This window comes from Methylobacterium planeticum (genome assembly GCF_008806345.1).
GTDB classification, from domain to species: domain Bacteria; phylum Pseudomonadota; class Alphaproteobacteria; order Rhizobiales; family Beijerinckiaceae; genus Methylobacterium; species Methylobacterium planeticum.
This window is the reverse complement of the sequence record NZ_VZZJ01000001.1, coordinates 263,118-280,206: the sequence shown is the minus strand read 5'-3', so window position 1 is coordinate 280,206 and position 17,089 is coordinate 263,118. Positions and strand designations below refer to the sequence as shown.

At 70.4% G+C, this 17,089-nt stretch carries 12 protein-coding genes and 1 tRNA gene; 7 read left to right on the top strand and 6 right to left on the bottom strand.

Annotation, left to right across the window (positions count from 1 at the left end):
* Positions 1–2,754, bottom strand: a complete 2,754-nt coding sequence (mutS, locus tag F6X51_RS01315) for a DNA mismatch repair protein MutS (protein ID WP_150961211.1) — start codon at positions 2,752–2,754, stop codon at positions 1–3.
* 184 nt (positions 2,755–2,938) lie between these two features.
* Between mutS and F6X51_RS01310 the strand changes: the two genes are divergently transcribed.
* Positions 2,939–5,233: an NADP-dependent malic enzyme gene (locus tag F6X51_RS01310; RefSeq protein ID WP_150961209.1), complete on the top strand. Its 2,295-nt coding sequence runs from the start codon at positions 2,939–2,941 to the stop codon at positions 5,231–5,233.
* A 129-nt stretch (positions 5,234–5,362) separates the two neighbouring features.
* Here the strand turns inward: F6X51_RS01310 and F6X51_RS01305 are convergent, their stop codons facing one another.
* Positions 5,363–5,650 carry a hypothetical protein gene (locus tag F6X51_RS01305; protein ID WP_150961207.1) on the bottom strand — a complete coding sequence of 96 codons (288 nt, stop codon included), beginning with the start codon at positions 5,648–5,650 and terminating at the stop codon, positions 5,363–5,365.
* 197 nt (positions 5,651–5,847) lie between these two features.
* Between F6X51_RS01305 and hrpB the strand changes: the two genes are divergently transcribed.
* Positions 5,848–8,358, top strand: a complete 2,511-nt coding sequence (hrpB, locus tag F6X51_RS01300; protein WP_150961205.1) for an ATP-dependent helicase HrpB — start codon at positions 5,848–5,850, stop codon at positions 8,356–8,358.
* Between the two features lie 42 nt (positions 8,359–8,400).
* Here the strand turns inward: hrpB and cmk are convergent, their stop codons facing one another.
* Entirely contained in the window at positions 8,401–9,027 is a 627-nt protein-coding gene (gene cmk, locus F6X51_RS01295; RefSeq protein WP_150961451.1) for a (d)CMP kinase, read from the bottom strand.
* A gap of 8 nt (positions 9,028–9,035) precedes the next feature.
* Positions 9,036–10,385 carry a 3-phosphoshikimate 1-carboxyvinyltransferase gene (aroA, locus tag F6X51_RS01290; RefSeq protein ID WP_150961204.1) on the bottom strand — a complete coding sequence of 450 codons (1,350 nt, stop codon included), beginning with the start codon at positions 10,383–10,385 and terminating at the stop codon, positions 9,036–9,038.
* Between the two features lie 265 nt (positions 10,386–10,650).
* On the opposite strand from aroA, the gene F6X51_RS01285 reads away from it, so the two are divergent.
* Positions 10,651–11,037, top strand: a complete 387-nt coding sequence (locus F6X51_RS01285; protein WP_150961202.1) for a TIGR02300 family protein — start codon at positions 10,651–10,653, stop codon at positions 11,035–11,037.
* Positions 11,038–11,256: 219 nt separating this feature from the next.
* Positions 11,257–11,332 (top strand) — tRNA-Ala (locus tag F6X51_RS01280).
* Positions 11,333–11,469: 137 nt separating this feature from the next.
* On the opposite strand, the gene F6X51_RS01275 is transcribed toward F6X51_RS01280, so the two are convergent.
* On the bottom strand, positions 11,470–12,189 hold the full coding sequence (locus F6X51_RS01275) for an invasion associated locus B family protein (RefSeq protein ID WP_150961200.1): 720 nt from the start codon (positions 12,187–12,189) through the stop codon (positions 11,470–11,472).
* A 400-nt stretch (positions 12,190–12,589) separates the two neighbouring features.
* On the opposite strand from F6X51_RS01275, the gene F6X51_RS01270 reads away from it, so the two are divergent.
* Positions 12,590–13,120, top strand: a complete 531-nt coding sequence (locus F6X51_RS01270; protein ID WP_322098518.1) for a hypothetical protein — start codon at positions 12,590–12,592, stop codon at positions 13,118–13,120.
* Positions 13,121–13,281: 161 nt separating this feature from the next.
* Positions 13,282–13,707, top strand: a complete 426-nt coding sequence (locus F6X51_RS01265; RefSeq protein WP_150961196.1) for a DUF2147 domain-containing protein — start codon at positions 13,282–13,284, stop codon at positions 13,705–13,707.
* A 40-nt stretch (positions 13,708–13,747) separates the two neighbouring features.
* On the opposite strand, the gene alaS is transcribed toward F6X51_RS01265, so the two are convergent.
* The gene (gene alaS / locus F6X51_RS01260; RefSeq protein ID WP_150961194.1) at positions 13,748–16,435 is read right to left on the bottom strand and encodes an alanine--tRNA ligase; all 2,688 of its coding nucleotides are present in this window, start codon (positions 16,433–16,435) and stop codon (positions 13,748–13,750) included.
* Positions 16,436–16,612: 177 nt separating this feature from the next.
* Between alaS and F6X51_RS01255 the strand changes: the two genes are divergently transcribed.
* A complete protein-coding gene (locus tag F6X51_RS01255) occupies positions 16,613–17,029 on the top strand; it encodes an MAPEG family protein (RefSeq protein ID WP_150961192.1) in 417 nt (138 codons plus the stop codon).
* Positions 17,030–17,089 lie beyond the last annotated feature (60 nt).

Below are 17,089 nucleotides of genomic sequence, written 5' to 3'. Positions count from 1 at the left end.
TCAGCCCTGCGCGGCCCGCGCGCGCTTCAGACGATAAAGCGCCTCCAGCGCCTCGCGCGGCGTCATGGCGTCCGGGTCGATCGCGTCGAGCAGGCGCCCGAGGCCGTCATCCGGCGCGGGCGCGGGTTCCGGGGGGGGCGGAGGCGGCGCGAGGCTGGCAAACAGCGGCAGATCGTCGATCCGCGGCCGCGAGGGGCGGTCCCGCTCCGCCTTCTCCAGGCCCTTCAGGATCGCGCCGGCCCGCCCGATCACGCTCGCGGGCAGGCCCGCCAAGCGCGCGACCTGCAAGCCGTAGGACCGTTCGGCGACGCCGGGCACGACCTCGTGCAGGAACACCACCTGCCCGCGGTGCTCGGCCACCTTGAGGGTCGCGTTGTCGAGGCGCGCGAGGCGCTGGCTGAGCGCCGTCAGCTCGTGGAAATGGGTCGCGAACAGCGCCCGGCAGGCATTCACCTCGTGCAGCTGCTCGAGGCAGGCCCAGGCGATCGAGAGACCGTCGAAGGTCGCGGTGCCGCGCCCGATCTCGTCGAGGATCACCAGGGAGCGTCGCGACGCTTGATTGAGGATGGCGGCGGTCTCGACCATCTCGACCATGAAGGTCGATTGTCCGCGCGCGAGGTCGTCCGCCGCGCCGACGCGTGAGAACAGGCGGTCGACGAGCCCGAGATGCGCCTTCGCCGCGGGCACGAAGGCCCCCATCTGCGCGAGCACCGCGATCAGCGCGTTCTGGCGCAGGAAGGTCGACTTGCCGCCCATGTTCGGACCGGTGATCAACCGGATCCGGCCGCGACCCTCGCCGGACAGATCGCACTCGTTGGCGATGAACGGCTCGCCAGAGCGCCGCAGCGCCGCCTCGACGACCGGATGGCGCCCGCCTTCCACCTGAAAGGCGAGGCCGTCGTCGACCCGGGGGCGCGTCCAGTTCTGCTCCACCGCGAGCTCGGCATGGCTGCCCGCGACGTCGAGCCCGGCGAGCGCCTCGGCCACGGACGCCACGGTCTCCGTCTGTGCCAGGACCTGGGCGGCGAGATCATCGAAAACCGCTGTCTCGAGGGCGAGGGCCCGGTCCGAGGCGCCGGAGATCTTCGTCTCCAGCTCGCCGAGCTCGACGCTCGTGAAGCGCATCGCGTCGACCATGGTCTGGCGATGTACGAAGGTCTCGCGCATGATCCCCTTGAGGCAGGCCTCGCCGACGGCCTGCGGCACCTCGATATAATAGCCGAGCAGGTTGTTGTGCTTGATGCGCAGCGTCCGGCAGCCGGTCTCCTCCGCGTAGCGGGCCTGAAGGGCCGCGATGACCTTGCGCGAATCCTGGCCGAGGAGGCGCGCCTCGTCGATCCCGGGATGATGGCCCGCACGCACGAACCCGCCGTCGCGACGGCTCAACGGAAGGTCGTCGGCGAGCGCCGCCCGCAGGCTCTCGACGAGGGCGGGGTCGGCCGCGCGCAGATGCTCGCCGAGGATCTCCAGATTGGCCGGCAGAGCCTCGGCGCCAGCGAGCAGGTCCGAGATCGCCGCCGCGGCATCGAGCCCATCGCGGATCGCCGCGAGGTCGCGCGGGCCGGACCGGCCGAGCCCGATCCGGGACAGCGCCCGCGCCAGATCCGGGGCCCGCGCCAGCGCGTCGCGCAGGGCCCGCCGAAGCCCATGGTCGTCGGCCAGCCACGTGACCGCATCCTGGCGGTGTCCGATGGCCGTCAGGTCCATCAGCGGTCCGGACAGGTGCTCGGCCAGCAGGCGGGCGCCGCTCGCCGAGACCGTCCGGTCGATCGTGTCGAGGAGGCTTCCGGTGCGCCCCCCGGAGAGGGTGCGGGTGAGTTCGAGGTTGGCCCGCGTCGCCGCATCGATCGCGAGCGTCGCGCCGTTCGCCTCGCGGGTCGGCGGATTCAGCGGCGGACGCGCGCCGATCTGCGTGCGCTCGATATAGAGGAGGACCGCGCCGGCGGCGGCGACTTCCGCGCGGGTGAAGCTTCCGAAGCCTTCGAGGGTCGCGACGCCGAACTGCTCCTTGATGCGTCGCTCGGCCGCGTGCGGCTCCAGTTCGGCCTGCGCCAGGGGCGTCACCGGGGCGGTGACGTCCTGCCAGACGCGGGCCAGCGCCGGATCCGCGTGGATCGCCTCGGAGAGGACGATCTCGCGCGGATCGTGCCGGGCGATCGCGCCGCCGAGTTCCACCCCCGGCACCTCGCTCAAGGAGAAGCGGCCCGTCGAGATGTCGACGGCGGCGAGCCCGTAGGCGAAAGCCTCCTCCGACAGCTTGCGCCGGCCGATGGCCAGCAGCAGGTTCGCCCGGCCCGGCTCGAGCAGGCGATCCTCCGTGATGGTGCCGGGGGTGACGAGGCGCACAACCTCGCGGCGCACCACCGATTTCGGGCCGCGCCGCTTGGCCTCGGCCGGATCCTCGGTCTGCTCGCAGACGGCGACCCGATGCCCGAGAGCGATCAGACGGTTGAGGTAGTCGTCGGAGCGCTCCACCGGGACGCCGCACATGGCGATGTCGGCGCCCGCGTGCTTGCCGCGCTTCGTCAGGACGATGCCGAGCGCCCGAGAGGCGATCTCCGCGTCGCCGAAGAACAGCTCGTAGAAGTCGCCCATCCGGTAGAACAGGAGGCAATCCGGATTGGCGGCCTTGATCTCGATGTACTGCGCCATCATCGGCGTCGCGCCGGACCGGTCGAGCGCGGGCGAACTCACGCTGTCGGCGGCCGGCTTCGGATTGGCTTTCGCGACGGAACGAGCAGGGGCATGGGCCATCCCGGCTTCATAGCAGAGCCGCCGCGCCGAATCAGGCTGGCGCCCGGACTCGCTTGGGGAGAAGCTTCACCCGCATGGTCGGACGGAGCTGACGCCTTGTAACCGGACCGCCGGTCCGGTGGTGGCCACGGCCTTGAGTGTTTTGTGCACAATCGATAGGCGGCGAGCGGGAGAGGAGCACGCCATGACCGACCCGACGAATTCCCCGCGCCGCGCCAAGCGCCCGACCTTCACCGACGCGGAGGCGCTGCAATTCCACGCGCAGGGCCGACCCGGCAAGCTCGAGGTGGTGGCCACCAAGCCGATGGCGACGCAGCGCGACCTCTCCCTCGCCTACTCGCCGGGCGTCGCCGTGCCGGTCCTGGCCATCGCGGAGGATCCTGGCAAGGCCTACGACTACACGGCGAAGGGGAACCTCGTCGCGGTCATCTCGAACGGCACCGCCATCCTCGGCCTGGGGAATCGCGGCGCGCTCGCCTCGAAGCCCGTGATGGAGGGCAAGGCGGTGCTGTTCAAGCGCTTCGCCGACATCGATTCCTTCGATCTCGAGGTCGGCACCGAGGACCCCGAGGCCTTCATCAACTGCGTGCGCTACCTCGGGCCGACCTTCGGCGGCATCAACCTCGAGGACATCAAGGCGCCCGAGTGCTTCATCATCGAGGATCGTTTGCGGGAGCTGATGGACATCCCGGTCTTCCATGACGATCAGCACGGCACCGCCATCATCGCCACCGCCGCCCTGATCAACGCGCTGCATCTCACCGGCCGCCATATCCAGGAGGCCAAGCTCGTCGTGAACGGCGCCGGCGCGGCCGGCATCGCCTGCATCGAGCTCCTGAAGGCGCTCGGGTTCCGCTCGGTGAACGTGATCCTGTGCGACACGAAGGGGGTGGTCTACGAGGGCCGTCAGGATGGCATGAACCAGTGGAAGTCCGCGCACGCGGTGCGCACGGACAAGCGCACCCTGGCGGAGGCCATGGCGGGGGCGGACATCGTCTACGGTCTCTCCGTCAAGGGTGCCTTCTCGGCCGAGATGATCCGCTCGATGGCTCCGAACCCGATCATCTTCGCGATGGCCAATCCCGATCCCGAGATCACCGTCGAGGAGGTCGGGCAGATCCGCACCGACGCCATCGTGGCGACCGGCCGTTCGGATTATCCGAACCAGGTCAACAACGTGCTGGGGTTTCCCTACATCTTCCGCGGTGCCCTCGACGTGCGCGCGACGACGATCAACATGGAAATGAAGATCGCGGCGGCCGAGGCCCTGGCGCACCTCGCCCGCGAGGACGTGCCGGACGAGGTCGCGGCGGCCTACCAGGGCGAGCGCCCGCGCTTCGGACGCGACTACATCATCCCGGTTCCCTTCGATCCGCGCCTGATCCACACGGTGCCGCCCGCGGTCGCCAAGGCCGCGATGGAGACGGGCGTGGCCCGCGCGCCCATCACCGACATGGCGGCCTACCGAGACCGTCTCTCGGCCCGGCGCGATCCCGTGGCCGGCATCCTCAACCGGGTCTTCGAGGAGGTTCGCCAGGCGCCGAAGCGCGTCGTCTTCGCCGAGGGCGAGGAGGAAATCGTCATCCGGGCGGCCGTCACCTTCGCGAACCAGGGGCTCGGCACCGCGATTCTGGTCGGGCGGGAGGACCGGGTCGCGCAGAACGCCAGCGCCATGGGCATCGATCTCGCGAAGCGCGACAACATCGAGATCCACAATGCCGCGCTCTCGCATCGCAACGCCGAGTACGCCCAGTACCTGTATGAGCGGATGCAGCGGCAAGGCTACCTGTTCCGCGATTGCCAGCGCCTGATCAATCAGGACCGCAACCACTTCGCCGCCACCATGGTCGCCCTGGGCGATGCCGACGCCATGGTGACCGGCGTGACCCGCAGCTACTCGATCGCGCTCGAGGATGTCCGGCGCGTCATCGACGAGCGGCCCGGTCACCGGGTCATCGGTCTGTCGGTCTGCGTCGCCCGTGACCGGACGGTGCTCGTCGCGGATACGGCCATCACCGAGATGCCCTCGGCGCAGGAGCTTGCGGGGATCGCCATCGAGGCGGCCGGCGCGGCGCGGCGCCTCGGGACGGAGCCTCGGGTGGCGCTGCTCTCCTTCTCGACCTTCGGGCATCCGCGCGGCGAGCGCATGGAGAAGGTGCGCGAGGCCGTGCGCCTCCTCGATGCCATGCAGGTCGATTTCGCCTACGAGGGCGAGATGGCGGCCGACGTCGCCCTCGATAAGGATCTGATGGCGCAGTACCCCTTCAGCCGCCTGAAGGAACCGGCCAATGTCCTCGTCATGCCGGCGTTCCATTCGGCGGCCATCTCTACCAAGATGCTGCAGGAACTCGGCGGCGCCATGGTGCTGGGGCCCCTCCTCTGCGGTCTCGGAAAGGCGGTGCAGATCGTGCCGCTCGGCGCCACGGACGCCGATCTCGTCAACATGGCGGCCCTCGCGGCCTTCGACATCGGGGCCTGAGACCCGGGATGCCGGCATGAAAAGGTCCCCTCGCCCGTCCGGGCGTGGGGACCCGTCGAGGATCGCGCTGTCAGGTCGTCTCGGACGATCGCCGAGCCCGCTTCATGGGGAAGCCGTCGGGGCTCGTGCTCAGTAGCGCGGCCCGCCCGAGGTGTTGCCCTTCTGCTGCGCGTAACCGGGCATGGCGGGGTTGCGGGCGTTCGGATCCCCGTGGCGCATCCGGTTGCGCATGTGGTGACGGCGCCAGGACCGGTGATGGTGGATCGACCGGTGGTGCTTGCGGTAAGCCACCTGGATGGGCGCAGCATCGGCGGCGACGAGCGCGACGGAGGGCATGGCGGGCGCAGCCGAGGCGGCAGTGAGGCCGAAGCCTCCGAGCATCACGCCGGCCGCGAGAGTGAGAGCTAACTTCGTCATTCGGTCCATCCGTTCGGGCACGCCCTCGGCGCGCCGACCCGACAAGCCGCCGAAAGCCTTTATGTTCCGCAGGATAGACTGAATTTCTGTGCCTTTCCCGGCGAACAGGACTTGGGATTTTTTTGGTTCGATGAACGTACTCGATCAAATTCTTGTGATCGACAGAATGAGATCATGCAAATTCGATTTAAAGTTGCATGCCTGTGATCGGGACCGGTCGGGGGCCGCCCGTGCCTGAGGCTGGCCGTCACGCACCGTCCGGATTGCCCATCGACGCGGTGCTGCCGTCGCTGGAGCAGGCCCTCGCTCGCGGGTCATCCGCGGTGCTGGTTGCGCCGCCGGGCGCCGGCAAGACCACCCGGGTGCCGCTCGCGCTCCTCGATGCGGGCTGGCTCGAGAACCGCAAGATCCTCGTGCTCGAACCGCGCCGGCTCGCCGCCCGGGGAGCTGCCGAGCGCATGGCGCAGATCCTCCGCGAGCGTGTCGGCGAGACGGTCGGACTGCGCGTCCGCCTCGGCTCGAAGGTCTCGGGCCGGACCCGGATCGAGGTCGTCACCGAGGGGGTGTTCACCCGCATGATCCTCGACGATCCCGAATTGTCGGGGGTCGGCGCGGTCCTGTTCGACGAGTTTCACGAGCGCTCCCTCGACGCCGATCTGGGGCTCGCTCTCGCGCTGGACGCGCAGGGAGCGCTGCGCGAGGACCTGCGCCTCCTCGTGATGTCGGCGACCCTCGACGGTGCCCGCGTCGCCCGCCTCCTCGGCGACGCGCCCGTCATCGCATCGGAGGGACGCGCCTTCCCGGTCGAGACGCGCCATGTGGTGCGTGATCCGAACCGCCGGATCGAGGAGGCCATGACGGACGCGATCCTGCGGGCCCTGCGGGCGGATCCAGGCTCCGTCCTGGCCTTCCTGCCGGGACAGGGCGAGATCCGCCGCGTGGCCGAGATGCTGGCCGGGCGCGTGGATGACGCCACGGAGGTCGCTCCCCTGTACGGCGCCCTGACCCAGGCCGAGCAGGACCGCGCGGTCTCCCCGGCCGCGGCGGGCCGGCGCAAGGTCGTGCTCGCGACGAGCATCGCCGAGACCTCGCTGACGATCGAGGGCGTGCGGATCGTGGTCGATTCCGGGCTCTCGCGCGTGCCGGTCTACGAACCCGGCATCGGGCTGACGCGCCTCGTCACGGCGCGGGCGTCCCGGGCGTCGGTCGATCAGCGCCGCGGGCGCGCGGGCCGGACCGAGCCCGGCATCTGCTGGCGGCTGTGGTCGGAAGCCGCCACGAACTCCCTCGATCCCTTCACGCGACCCGAGATCCTCGCGGCCGACCTCGCCGGGCTCGTCCTCGACAGCGCGGCCTGGGGCGTCACCGATCCGGCCAGCCTCCGCTTCCTCGACCCGCCGCCGATCCCTGCCCTGACGGAGGCGCGGGCCATGCTGCGCGACCTCTCCGCCATCGATGCCGACGGCCGTCTGACGCCGACCGGCCGGCGCCTCAGGGCGCTGCCCCTGCCACCGCGCCTCGCCCGCATGGTGGTGAGCGCTGCCGAGACCGGACAGGCGCCCGCTGCGGCCGAGCTCGCGGCGGTCCTCGTCGAGCGCGGCCTCGGAGGTGATGGCGTCGATGTCGCCGACCGGGTCGAGCGCTTCGGGCGCGACCGCGGCACGCGCGCGACCGACATGCGCCGCCTGGCGCTCGGCTGGGCACGCCAAGCGGGGATTGAGGTCGTGGCCGCCGAGGCGATGGACATCGGCGCGCTCCTGGCCCTTGCCTATCCGGACCGGGTGGCGCGGGCGCGGGGCCGCGACGGCGAGTTCGTGATGGCGAATGGCCGGGCCGGACGCCTGGATCCGGCGTCCGCGCTCTCGCGCGCGCCCTTCCTCGTCGTGGCCGATATCGCGGGCGCGGCCGGCAATGCCCGCATTCTCTCCGCCGCCGCCATCAGCGTCGAGGCGATCGAGACCCTGTTCGGGGACCGGATCGTGTCGGGGACGAGCGTCGCCTTCGATCGCGATGCGCGGGCGCTGCGGGCGCGCGCCGTGCGCCGGCTCGGCGCGGTCAGCCTCGGGGAACGCACCCTGCCCGTCCCGGCCGACGACGCGAGTGCCGAGATCCTGGCCGGCGGCATCGCCGAGATCGGCCTCGACGCCCTGCCCTGGACGTCGTCCCTGAGCCAGTGGCGCGCCCGCATCCGCTTCCTGCGCGCGGCCGAGGAGGCGGACTGGCCGGACCTGTCGGACGAGGCCCTGACCGCCGGCATCTCCGCGTGGCTCGCCCCCGCGATCGTCGGGCGAACGAGCCTCGCGGCCGTGACGGCGAACGACCTCGCCCAGGGGCTCCAAGCCTTGCTGCCCTGGTCGCTGCGGAGCCGACTCGAGGCCGAGGCACCGACGCATGTCGAGGTGCCGACCGGCTCGCGCATCCCGGTCGATTACGGCAGCGAGGGTGAGCCGGTCCTGGCCGTGCGCGTTCAGGAACTCTTCGGTCTCGACCGGCACCCCGTCATCGGCGGTGGGCGCGTTCCCCTCGTGCTTCACCTGCTCTCGCCGGCCTCGCGCCCGATCCAGATCACCCGCGATCTGCCGGGATTCTGGCGCGGCTCCTGGAACGCCGTTCGGGCCGAGATGCGCGGGCGCTATCCGCGTCATCCCTGGCCCGAGGACCCCCTCGCGGAGGCGCCGACGCGCCGGGCGAAGCCGCGGGGGACCTGAGACGACCTGCCATGGCGGCAGAGGCCAGTTCCCGATCGGGGCTCAGTGCAGAATGGCGCGCTCCACGACGGCACGGGCCGCCTCGAAGGCCTCGTCCGCGTCGAGCTCCGTGGTGTCGAGAACCACCGCATCCGCCGCAGCCTTGAGCGGTGCCGTCGCCCGGGACGCGTCCCTGGCGTCCCGGGCCTTGATGTCGGCCAGGATGACGTCGAACGTCGCGGTCTCGCCGCGGTCCGCGAGCTCGCGATGGCGCCGCCGTGCCCGCTCCTCCGGGGCTGCCGTGATGAAGAGCTTCACCCGCGCGTCCGGGCAGACGACGGTGCCGATGTCACGCCCGTCGAGGACGGCCCCGACCGCATTGCCGGCGAAGCGTTGCTGCCAGGCGAGAAGTGCCGCGCGCACGGCCGGCACCGCCGAGATGCGGGAGGCCGCCTCGCCCATGGCCCGCTCGCGCAGGCGCGGGTCGGCGAGCCGGTCGGCGATCAAGGCCTCCGCCGCGCGGGCCGCGGCCCGCTCGTCGTCGAGCGGGAAGCCCGCGTCGAGCAGGGTCAGGGCCACGGCGCGGTAGAGGAGCCCGGTATCGAGGTGCGGAAGGCCGTAATGCGCCGCGAGGCGCTTCGCCAGCGTCCCCTTGCCCGAAGCCGCGGGGCCATCGATCGCGATCACCATCAGCGCGCTCAACCCTGGATCGCCCCGCCGAGCGCCCGCATGGTCGGCAGGAAGCTCGGGAAGCTCGTGGCGATCATGGCGCCGTCGTCGACCGTGACGGGCGCGCGCGTCGCGAGCCCCATGACGAGGAAGGACATGGCGATGCGGTGATCGAGATGGGTCGCCACCGTGCCGGCCCCATGCGGCGCCTGCCCGTCGCCGTGCACGATGAGGTCGTCGCCCTCGATCAGGTGCGCCACGCCGTTGGCCGCGAGGCCGTCGGCGACCGCCGCGAGACGGTCGGATTCCTTCACCCGCAGCTCGTGCAGGCCGTTCATCCGGGTGGTACCCTCCGCGAAGGCGGCGGCGACGGCCAGGATCGGGTACTCGTCGATCATCGCGGGGGCGCGCTCGGGCGGCACGTCGACGCCCTTGAGGCGGCTCGCGCGGACCCGGAGATCCGCCACGGTCTCGCCGCCCTCCTCCCGCTCGCGCAGGCGCTCGATCTCGGCGCCCATCTCGATCAGCGTCGTGATCAGGCCGGTGCGCAGCGGGTTCATCATCACGCCCTCGAGCGTCACCTCCGAGCCCGGCACGATCAGTGCGGCGACGAGCGGGAAGGCGGCCGAGGACGGGTCGGCCGGCACGATGACGTCGGTTCCCCGCAGCGTCGGCTGGCCGGTCAGGGCGATGGAGCGGCCGTGGCCGCCCTCGCCGTGGCGCGTGACGCTGATCTCCGCACCGAACAGCCGCAGCATGCGCTCGGTATGATCGCGGGTGGCCTCGCGCTCGATCACCGTGGTGATTCCGGGCGCGTTCAGGCCCGCCAGCAGCACCGCCGACTTGATCTGCGCCGAGGCGGCGGGCGTCTCGTAGGTGATCGGGATCGTCTCGCGCGGTCCGCGCAGCGTCAGTGGCACGCGCCCGCCCTCCGCCTCGCTGAGAACCTGCGTTCCCATGCGCATGAGCGGATCGAGGATCCGGCGCATCGGGCGCTTGCGCAGGCTGGCGTCGCCGTCGAACGTCGCGGTCACGGGCTGCCCGCCGACGACGCCCATCATCAGTCGCGAGCCGGTGCCCGCATTGGCGAAATCGAGAGTCTCGGCCGGGTCGCTCAGCCCTCCGATTCCGACCCCGCGTACGACCCAGCGCCCTTCGCCGAGGCGTTCCATGCCGGCGCCGAGCGCCTTCGCGGCGGCGGCCGTACGCAGCACGTCGTCCCCCTCCAGCAGACCCTCGACGCGGGTCTCCCCGATGGCCAGGAGGCCGAGGATCATGGCGCGATGCGAGATCGACTTGTCGCCCGGCGGTCGAAGCGAGCCGCGCAGGGGCGTGCCGGGCGATGCGGTGAGGGGTTGCGGCTCGGAATCGTGCGACACGGGCGGAGACTTCTTACACGGTTGGGCGGCCTCGAACCGAGGGCTTGGCATGCGGCTTGGCGTGCGGCCCGGCTCGTCTCGTGGCGGCCGGTTATCACGGGCGCCGGTCCCCGTCATCCGCCAGCCGCGCGAGCGCCGGCCCGGATCCATTCCAAAAGCCCGCGAAATCGATGCTGTGTCGCGGAAAATCCAGGCGATTTGACACGAGCGCGCGCCTTGACTAACGGGGCGCCTCTCCCAGACCCCACCTTAGAGGTTTTCGCCCGTGGCCAGACCGGAACTCGGCTTGAAGCGTCAATGCATGAGCTGCGGCGCGAAATTCTACGATCTCGATCGCGACCCGGCGACCTGCCCGAAATGCGGCACCGTCTACCAGGCCACCGCGACGAGCCGTGTCGCCGCCCCGGCACTCGCGGCGCGTGCCGCGGACGAGGAGGACGAGACGGAGGACAAGACCGGCCCGGAGCTCGTCTCCCTCGATGAGGTCGAGGCGGCCGAGGACGACGCCGAGGCCACCACGGACGACGACACGGACGCCGAGGCCGAGACGACCGACGGCGACGACGACACCTTCCTCGAAGAGGAGGATTCAGGCGACGACGACGTCTCCGATCTCATCGACGGCGACATCGAGAACGACGAGGAAACCTGAGGCTCCGGCACGGCACCGGCGGTCCGGCGGCCTTCGCGCTGGCCATGGGACGGGGTGGCGTGCCCCGCCCGGAGTGAACCGGAAAAACTCTCCGAGCCGACGAAAAAAGGGGTTGAGTCCGGGCTGAGGCCCGCCTATAGAACCGGCCTCGCCGACGGACATCAGCCCGCTGGCGAGACGAACTCCGCGGACGTGACCAGCAACCGCGGTGGATAGAGTGGGGCCTTAGCTCAGCTGGGAGAGCGCTTCCATGGCATGGAAGAGGTCATCGGTTCGATCCCGTTAGGCTCCACCATCCCACTCCTTCAATCCCACATCGACTGACAGGCCCCGCGGAATCCCGTGCGGGCCTCCGCGTGCCGAGGCCGTGCGGCCTGGGCGTTCCGAGGCGCGCCCGAGGCCGCGAGGGACCCCGGACCGCCTGGCGCCGGTTCAGGGCTTCGTGGCGGCCTCGCCGGCCCCGGCGGGGGCGCCCTCAGCCTCGGACTTCTTGCGCAGATCCTCGTCGCGCTGATCGATCTCGGTGTCCAGTTTCTTGGACTGGTCCGCCAGCACCTTCGGGTCGAGCGCCGGCCCGTCGAAGCTCTTGCCGAACCCCGCGAGCGGAACCAGGAAGGTGACTTCGCGCTGCGTCTGGTTCTGGGCCTGGATGCGCAGCGTCGTGCCCTTCTTAATCGCCTCGACGATGTCGCCGCTGAAGCCGGTCGCATCCGCGAAGCAGCCGACCGTGTTGCAGGTCGAGAATTTGCCCGTGTTCCCCTGCTGGCTGTCGATGTTGAAGCGGACGCCCGGCTGCACCTGCATACCGAGCGGCATCAGGAAGCGCAGGGCGTAGACGTCCCGCTTCGCCTTCGGATCCTTCGTTGCGAAGACCGCGATCGCGAGCAGGGGCTGCCCGCTTTCCGTGACGAAGTCGCGGGTGACGTTGCAGAGCTCGCCGCCGCTCTCCGTCTCCTTGTTGCAGACCTTGACCCAGGCCGGCTGCTTCGGGTCCGCCTTGACGCTGATCGTGATCGGTCCCGTCTGCGGCGCGGCAGCCGGGGTCTGCGCGGCCGGGGTGCCGTTCGGCTGCGCGCGAGCGGGGCCGTTCGCGAGGGCCCCTGCGGCCAGGACGAGGAGCAGCGCGCGGGCGCGGGTTGGAGCGGAGAACATCGACACTGACCCCTTGGACGAGACCGATAGGACGGATGAGACGCTGACCCTGCGGAGGACGGATCGAAGCAGGCGGCGAACGACGCCGGATACGGCAGGTCCGGCGATCGAGAACGACCAGCACGCGATGCCGGCCCGGCGCGGCGCGGTTCTCACCGCGGGGCCGGTTGCTTCCCCGCCGAATGCGGCGAAGGCATGACAGGTCTGCTGGCGCTGCCAAGCCTCGGATCGGTGCCAAACCGATGGACGTTCCCGTGAGCACCTTATATCGCGGTGCGTCATGGACCGCGCAGGCACTCCCATGCGATGGGCTTCCCTCGTTCGAGCTGTGACAGCGATGCTTCTGCCGGTCTTGCCTGTGCGCGCCGAAGCCCCCGCCGTCGCGAGTCCAGGAGCGTGGGTGGAACCCGAGACGGCGAGCGTGATCGAGACCCTGCGTACGCGCCTCCTTGCCGGCCCGAGCGCCACCGCGGTTCTCGAAGCGTGGTGTGCCGAGCGCGGCCTCTCCGAGGACCCGCGCCTCGTGGCGCGACGCGTCTCGGCGGCCGATAAGCCTTTGACCGCCATCCAGCGCCAGCGGCTCGGGCTCGGTCCGGATGAGGCGGTGCGGTACCGGCGGGTCCGTCTCACCTGCGGCGCCTACGTCCTCTCGGAAGCCGACAACTGGTACGTCCCCTCCCGCCTGACGCCTGGGATGAACGCGACGCTCGACACGACGGAGACGCCCTTCGGCCGCGTCGTGCGGCTTCTCGGTCCGACGCGGCGCAACCTCGGCGTGCGGACGATCTGGGAGCCGAAGGCAGGGTACCCGCCCGCGCTCACGGAGGCGCTATTCGCGGTCGAGGCCGTGCTCTCGACCGCCGAGGGCGTGCCGTTCTGCGAGGTTGCGGAGACCTACACGGGTGCCGTCCTGGCCCAGGGCCGGCCGTGACCGGCTCGTCGCCGGTCCCATACCCAACTCGCGAAAATTGGATCGCCGTCCTCAGACAAGCAGGCGTTGAACTCGGTTCCGTCGGCTTGCCCAAGGCGAACCGAAGCCGCTAAAACGGCTGGAACGATGTCCGTACGGATGCGGACGGGAGGGGACCCAACATGACGACGATCCGCACGCGCCTGTGCCTGGCCGCGGCAATCCTCGGTGCCGTCACGATCGGCGGCACGGCGCTCGCACAGAAGGGCGGCGACCCGAGCGGGGTGTGGTTGACCGAGACCGGCGATTCGAAGGTACGCCTCGCCCGCTGCGGCGGCGGCTTTTGCGGCACCATCGTCAGCACCTCGGGCAAGGGCCTCGATCAGAACAATCCGGACCCGGCGCTCCGCACGCGCAGCGTGGTCGGCGTTCAGATCGTGAACGCCACCCGGGCGACCGCGGATGGATTCGAGGGCACCCTCTACAATCCGAAGGACGGAAAGACCTATTCGGGCTCCCTCAAGATGACGGGTCCGTCCACCCTCGAGGTTTCGGGCTGCGTCATGAGCGTCTTCTGCAAGCGCCAGACCTGGAAGCGCGTGAACTGAGAGCCGATCCGGCGGCGCATGCGCGCCGCCGCACCGCCCCTCACGCGGCGGTCGCGAGCGCGTCGGCGATGGCGGCCAAGGCCGCTTCCGCTCCCGCACCGTTCGGGCCGCCCGCCTGCGCCATGTCACGGCGCCCGCCGCCGCCCTTGCCGCCGAGATGTCCGGCGCCCGCGCGGACGAGGCCGACCGCGTCGTAGCGCTCGGTCAGGTCCTCCGTCACGCCGACCACGAGGCCGGCCTTGCCGTCCGAGGCAACGCCGACGATCGCCACGATGCCGGAGCCGAGGCGCGTCTTGCCCTCGTCCGCGAGGCTCTTGAGGTCGCGCATCTCCACGCCCTCGACCACGCGGGCCATCAGCTTCACGCCGTTGACCTCGCGGGCGGCGTCCTCCTGCGCGCTGGAGCCGCTGCTCCCCATCGCGAGCTTCTTGCGGGCCTCGGTCAACTCGCGCTCGAGGCGCCGACGATCCTCCAGCAATGTCGCCAGGCGCTCCGGGACGTCCATGACGGGCGCCCTCAGGAGCCCGGCGAGCGCGCCGAGCGTGCGGCTCTCCTCGGCCCTGTGGCGGCGCGCGGCGTTGGCCGTCATCGCCTCGATGCGTCGCACGCCGGCGCCGACCGCACTCTCGCCGATGACCGAGATCACCCCGATATCGCCGGTCCTGGCCGCGTGGGTGCCGCCGCACAACTCGATCGAGAAGTTCGGCAGGCGCCCGCCCTCGATATCGGATCCGGCATCGTCCACCGGACGGCCCATCGAGACGACGCGGACCTCGTCGCCGTATTTCTCGCCGAACAGCGCACGGGCGCCCGACTCGATGGCCTCGTCGACCGCCATCAACTTGGTGACGACCGGCGCATTCTGGAGGAGCACCGCGTTGGCGATGTCCTCGACCGCGCGGATCTCGGTCTCGTCCATCGGCTTCGGATGGCTGAAATCGAAGCGGAGGCGATCGGGGGAGACCAGAGAGCCCTTCTGCGCCACGTGCTCGCCGAGCACCTGGCGCAGAGCCTCGTGCAGGAGGTGCGTCGCCGAGTGGTTCGCCCGAATCGCGCTGCGGCGCGCGTGATCGACCTGCAGATCGACCGCCTGGCCGCTGCTGAGGCGTCCCTCGTCGACGCTGACATGGTGGACGAAGAGGTCGCCGAGCTTCTTCTCCGTCGCCGTGATCCGTGCCCTCAGCCCGTTCGCCAGGATCGTGCCCGTATCACCGACCTGACCGCCCGATTCAGCGTAGAACGGCGTCTGATTGACGAGCAGGAGCCCGGATTCGCCGGCCGCGATCGCCTCGACCTCGGACCCATCGCGCAGGAGGGCGGTCACGATGCCCTCGGCCTGCTCGGTCTCGTATCCGAGGAATTCGGTGGCGCCGACCCGGTCCCTGACGGAGAACCAGACCGTCTCGGTCGCCGCCTCGCCGGAGCCCGACCAGGCGGCGCGCGCGGCCTGACGCTGGCGCTCCATCGCCTGCCCGAACGCCTCGGTATCGACGCCGATGCCGCGGCCCTTGAGCGCGTCCTGTGTCAGGTCCAGGGGGAAGCCATAGGTGTCGTAGAGCGTGAAGGCGGTCTCACCCGAGAGATTCTGCCCGGCCTTGAGATCACGGCTCTCGGTGTCGAGGATCGCGAGGCCGCGCTCCAGAGTGCGGCGGAACCGTGTCTCCTCGAGGCGCAGGGTCTCGCCGATCAGGCTCTCGGCCCGCATCAGTTCGGGATAGGCCTGTCCCATCTCGCGGACCAGCGTCGGCACGAGGCGGTACATCATTGGATCGCGCGAGCCGAGCAGCTCCGCGTGCCGCATGGCGCGGCGCATGATCCGGCGCAGCACGTAGCCGCGGCCCTCGTTGCCCGGCAGGACGCCGTCCGCCACCAGGAAGGCGGAGGCGCGCAGGTGATCGGCGATGACGCGGTAGGACGCGACGGTGCCGGGCTCCGGCGCGCGGCCGACCGCGTGGCTGACGGCATCGATCAGCGTGCGGAACAGGTCGGTGTCGTAGTTGCTGGTGACGCCCTGGAGGATCGCGGCGATGCGCTCCAGCCCCATCCCGGTGTCGATGGACGGGCGCGGCAGGGCAAGGCGGTTCCCCGGCTCGATCTGCTCGTACTGCATGAAGACGAGGTTCCAGAACTCGAGGAACCGGTCGCCGTCCTCATCCGCGGACCCGGGCGGCCCACCCTGCAAAGCCGGGCCTTGATCGATGAAGATCTCCGAGCAGGGACCGCAGGGGCCCGTATCGCCCATCTGCCAGAAATTGTCGGAGGTGCCGATGCGGATGATCTTGTCGTCGCCGAAGCCCGCAACCTTGCGCCAGAGGTCGGCAGCCTCGTCGTCCGCGTCGTAGACGGTCACCAGGAGCCTGTCCTTCGACAGGCCGAACTCGCGGGTGATCAGGTTCCAGGCGAGCTCGATCGCCTCGGCCTTGAAGTAATCGCCGAAGGAGAAATTCCCGAGCATCTCGAAGAAGGTGTGATGGCGGGCGGTGTACCCGACATTGTCGAGGTCGTTGTGCTTGCCGCCGGCCCGGACACATTTCTGCGCCGTGGTCGCCTTGGTGTAGGGACGCTTCTCGACCCCCGTGAAGACGTTCTTGAACTGGACCATGCCGGCATTGGTGAACATCAACGTCGGGTCGTTCTTCGGCACGAGCGAGGACGAGGGCTGGACGGAATGGCCCGCCTTGGCAAAGTAGTCGAGGAAGGTCGACCGGATCTCGTTGACGCCGCTCATCGAAATTGACTCTGTTCAGGCCTGGACTTGGTGGGCTGGGCCTCCGACGGAAGCCTGACCGCGTCATCCGCCCTCATAAGGACCGGCGCGCCGTAAGTCACGGCTCACTTCATCGCGGCGGCGAGGCGGGCTAGGTACGGTCCGGTTCGATCCCTGATTCCGCAAGGTTGCCCCGTTATGCCGGTTGAAGTCCGCCTTCTCGCCTGGTCGTGCCTGCTCGGGCTCGTCCACATCATCGCGGCTTCCGCGAGCGGCCTCCAGCAGCGTGGTGGCCTGCAATGGGCCGCGAGCAACCGGGACGGGCCGTCGCCGAACGTGACCGGCGCCGCGGCCCGGCTCGAGAAGGCGTCGAAGAACTTCCTCGAGACGTTCCCGATCTTCGCCGCCCTCGTCCTCGCCTGCGTGGCGTCGGGCCGGCACAACACCGCCGTGGTGATCGGCGCCTACCTCTATTTCTTCGGACGCCTCGTCTACCTGCCGGTCTACGGCTTCGGCGTCCCCCGGATCCGCACCCTGGTCTGGGGCGTCTCGATCGTCGGCATCCTGCTGGTGTTCTGGGGGCTGTTCATCAAGATCCTGCCCTACGGCGCTTGAGATCGAGCGCGCGAGGCGCTCCGACGACAAGGAAGCCCGCCGCGTTTGCGCGCGGCGGGC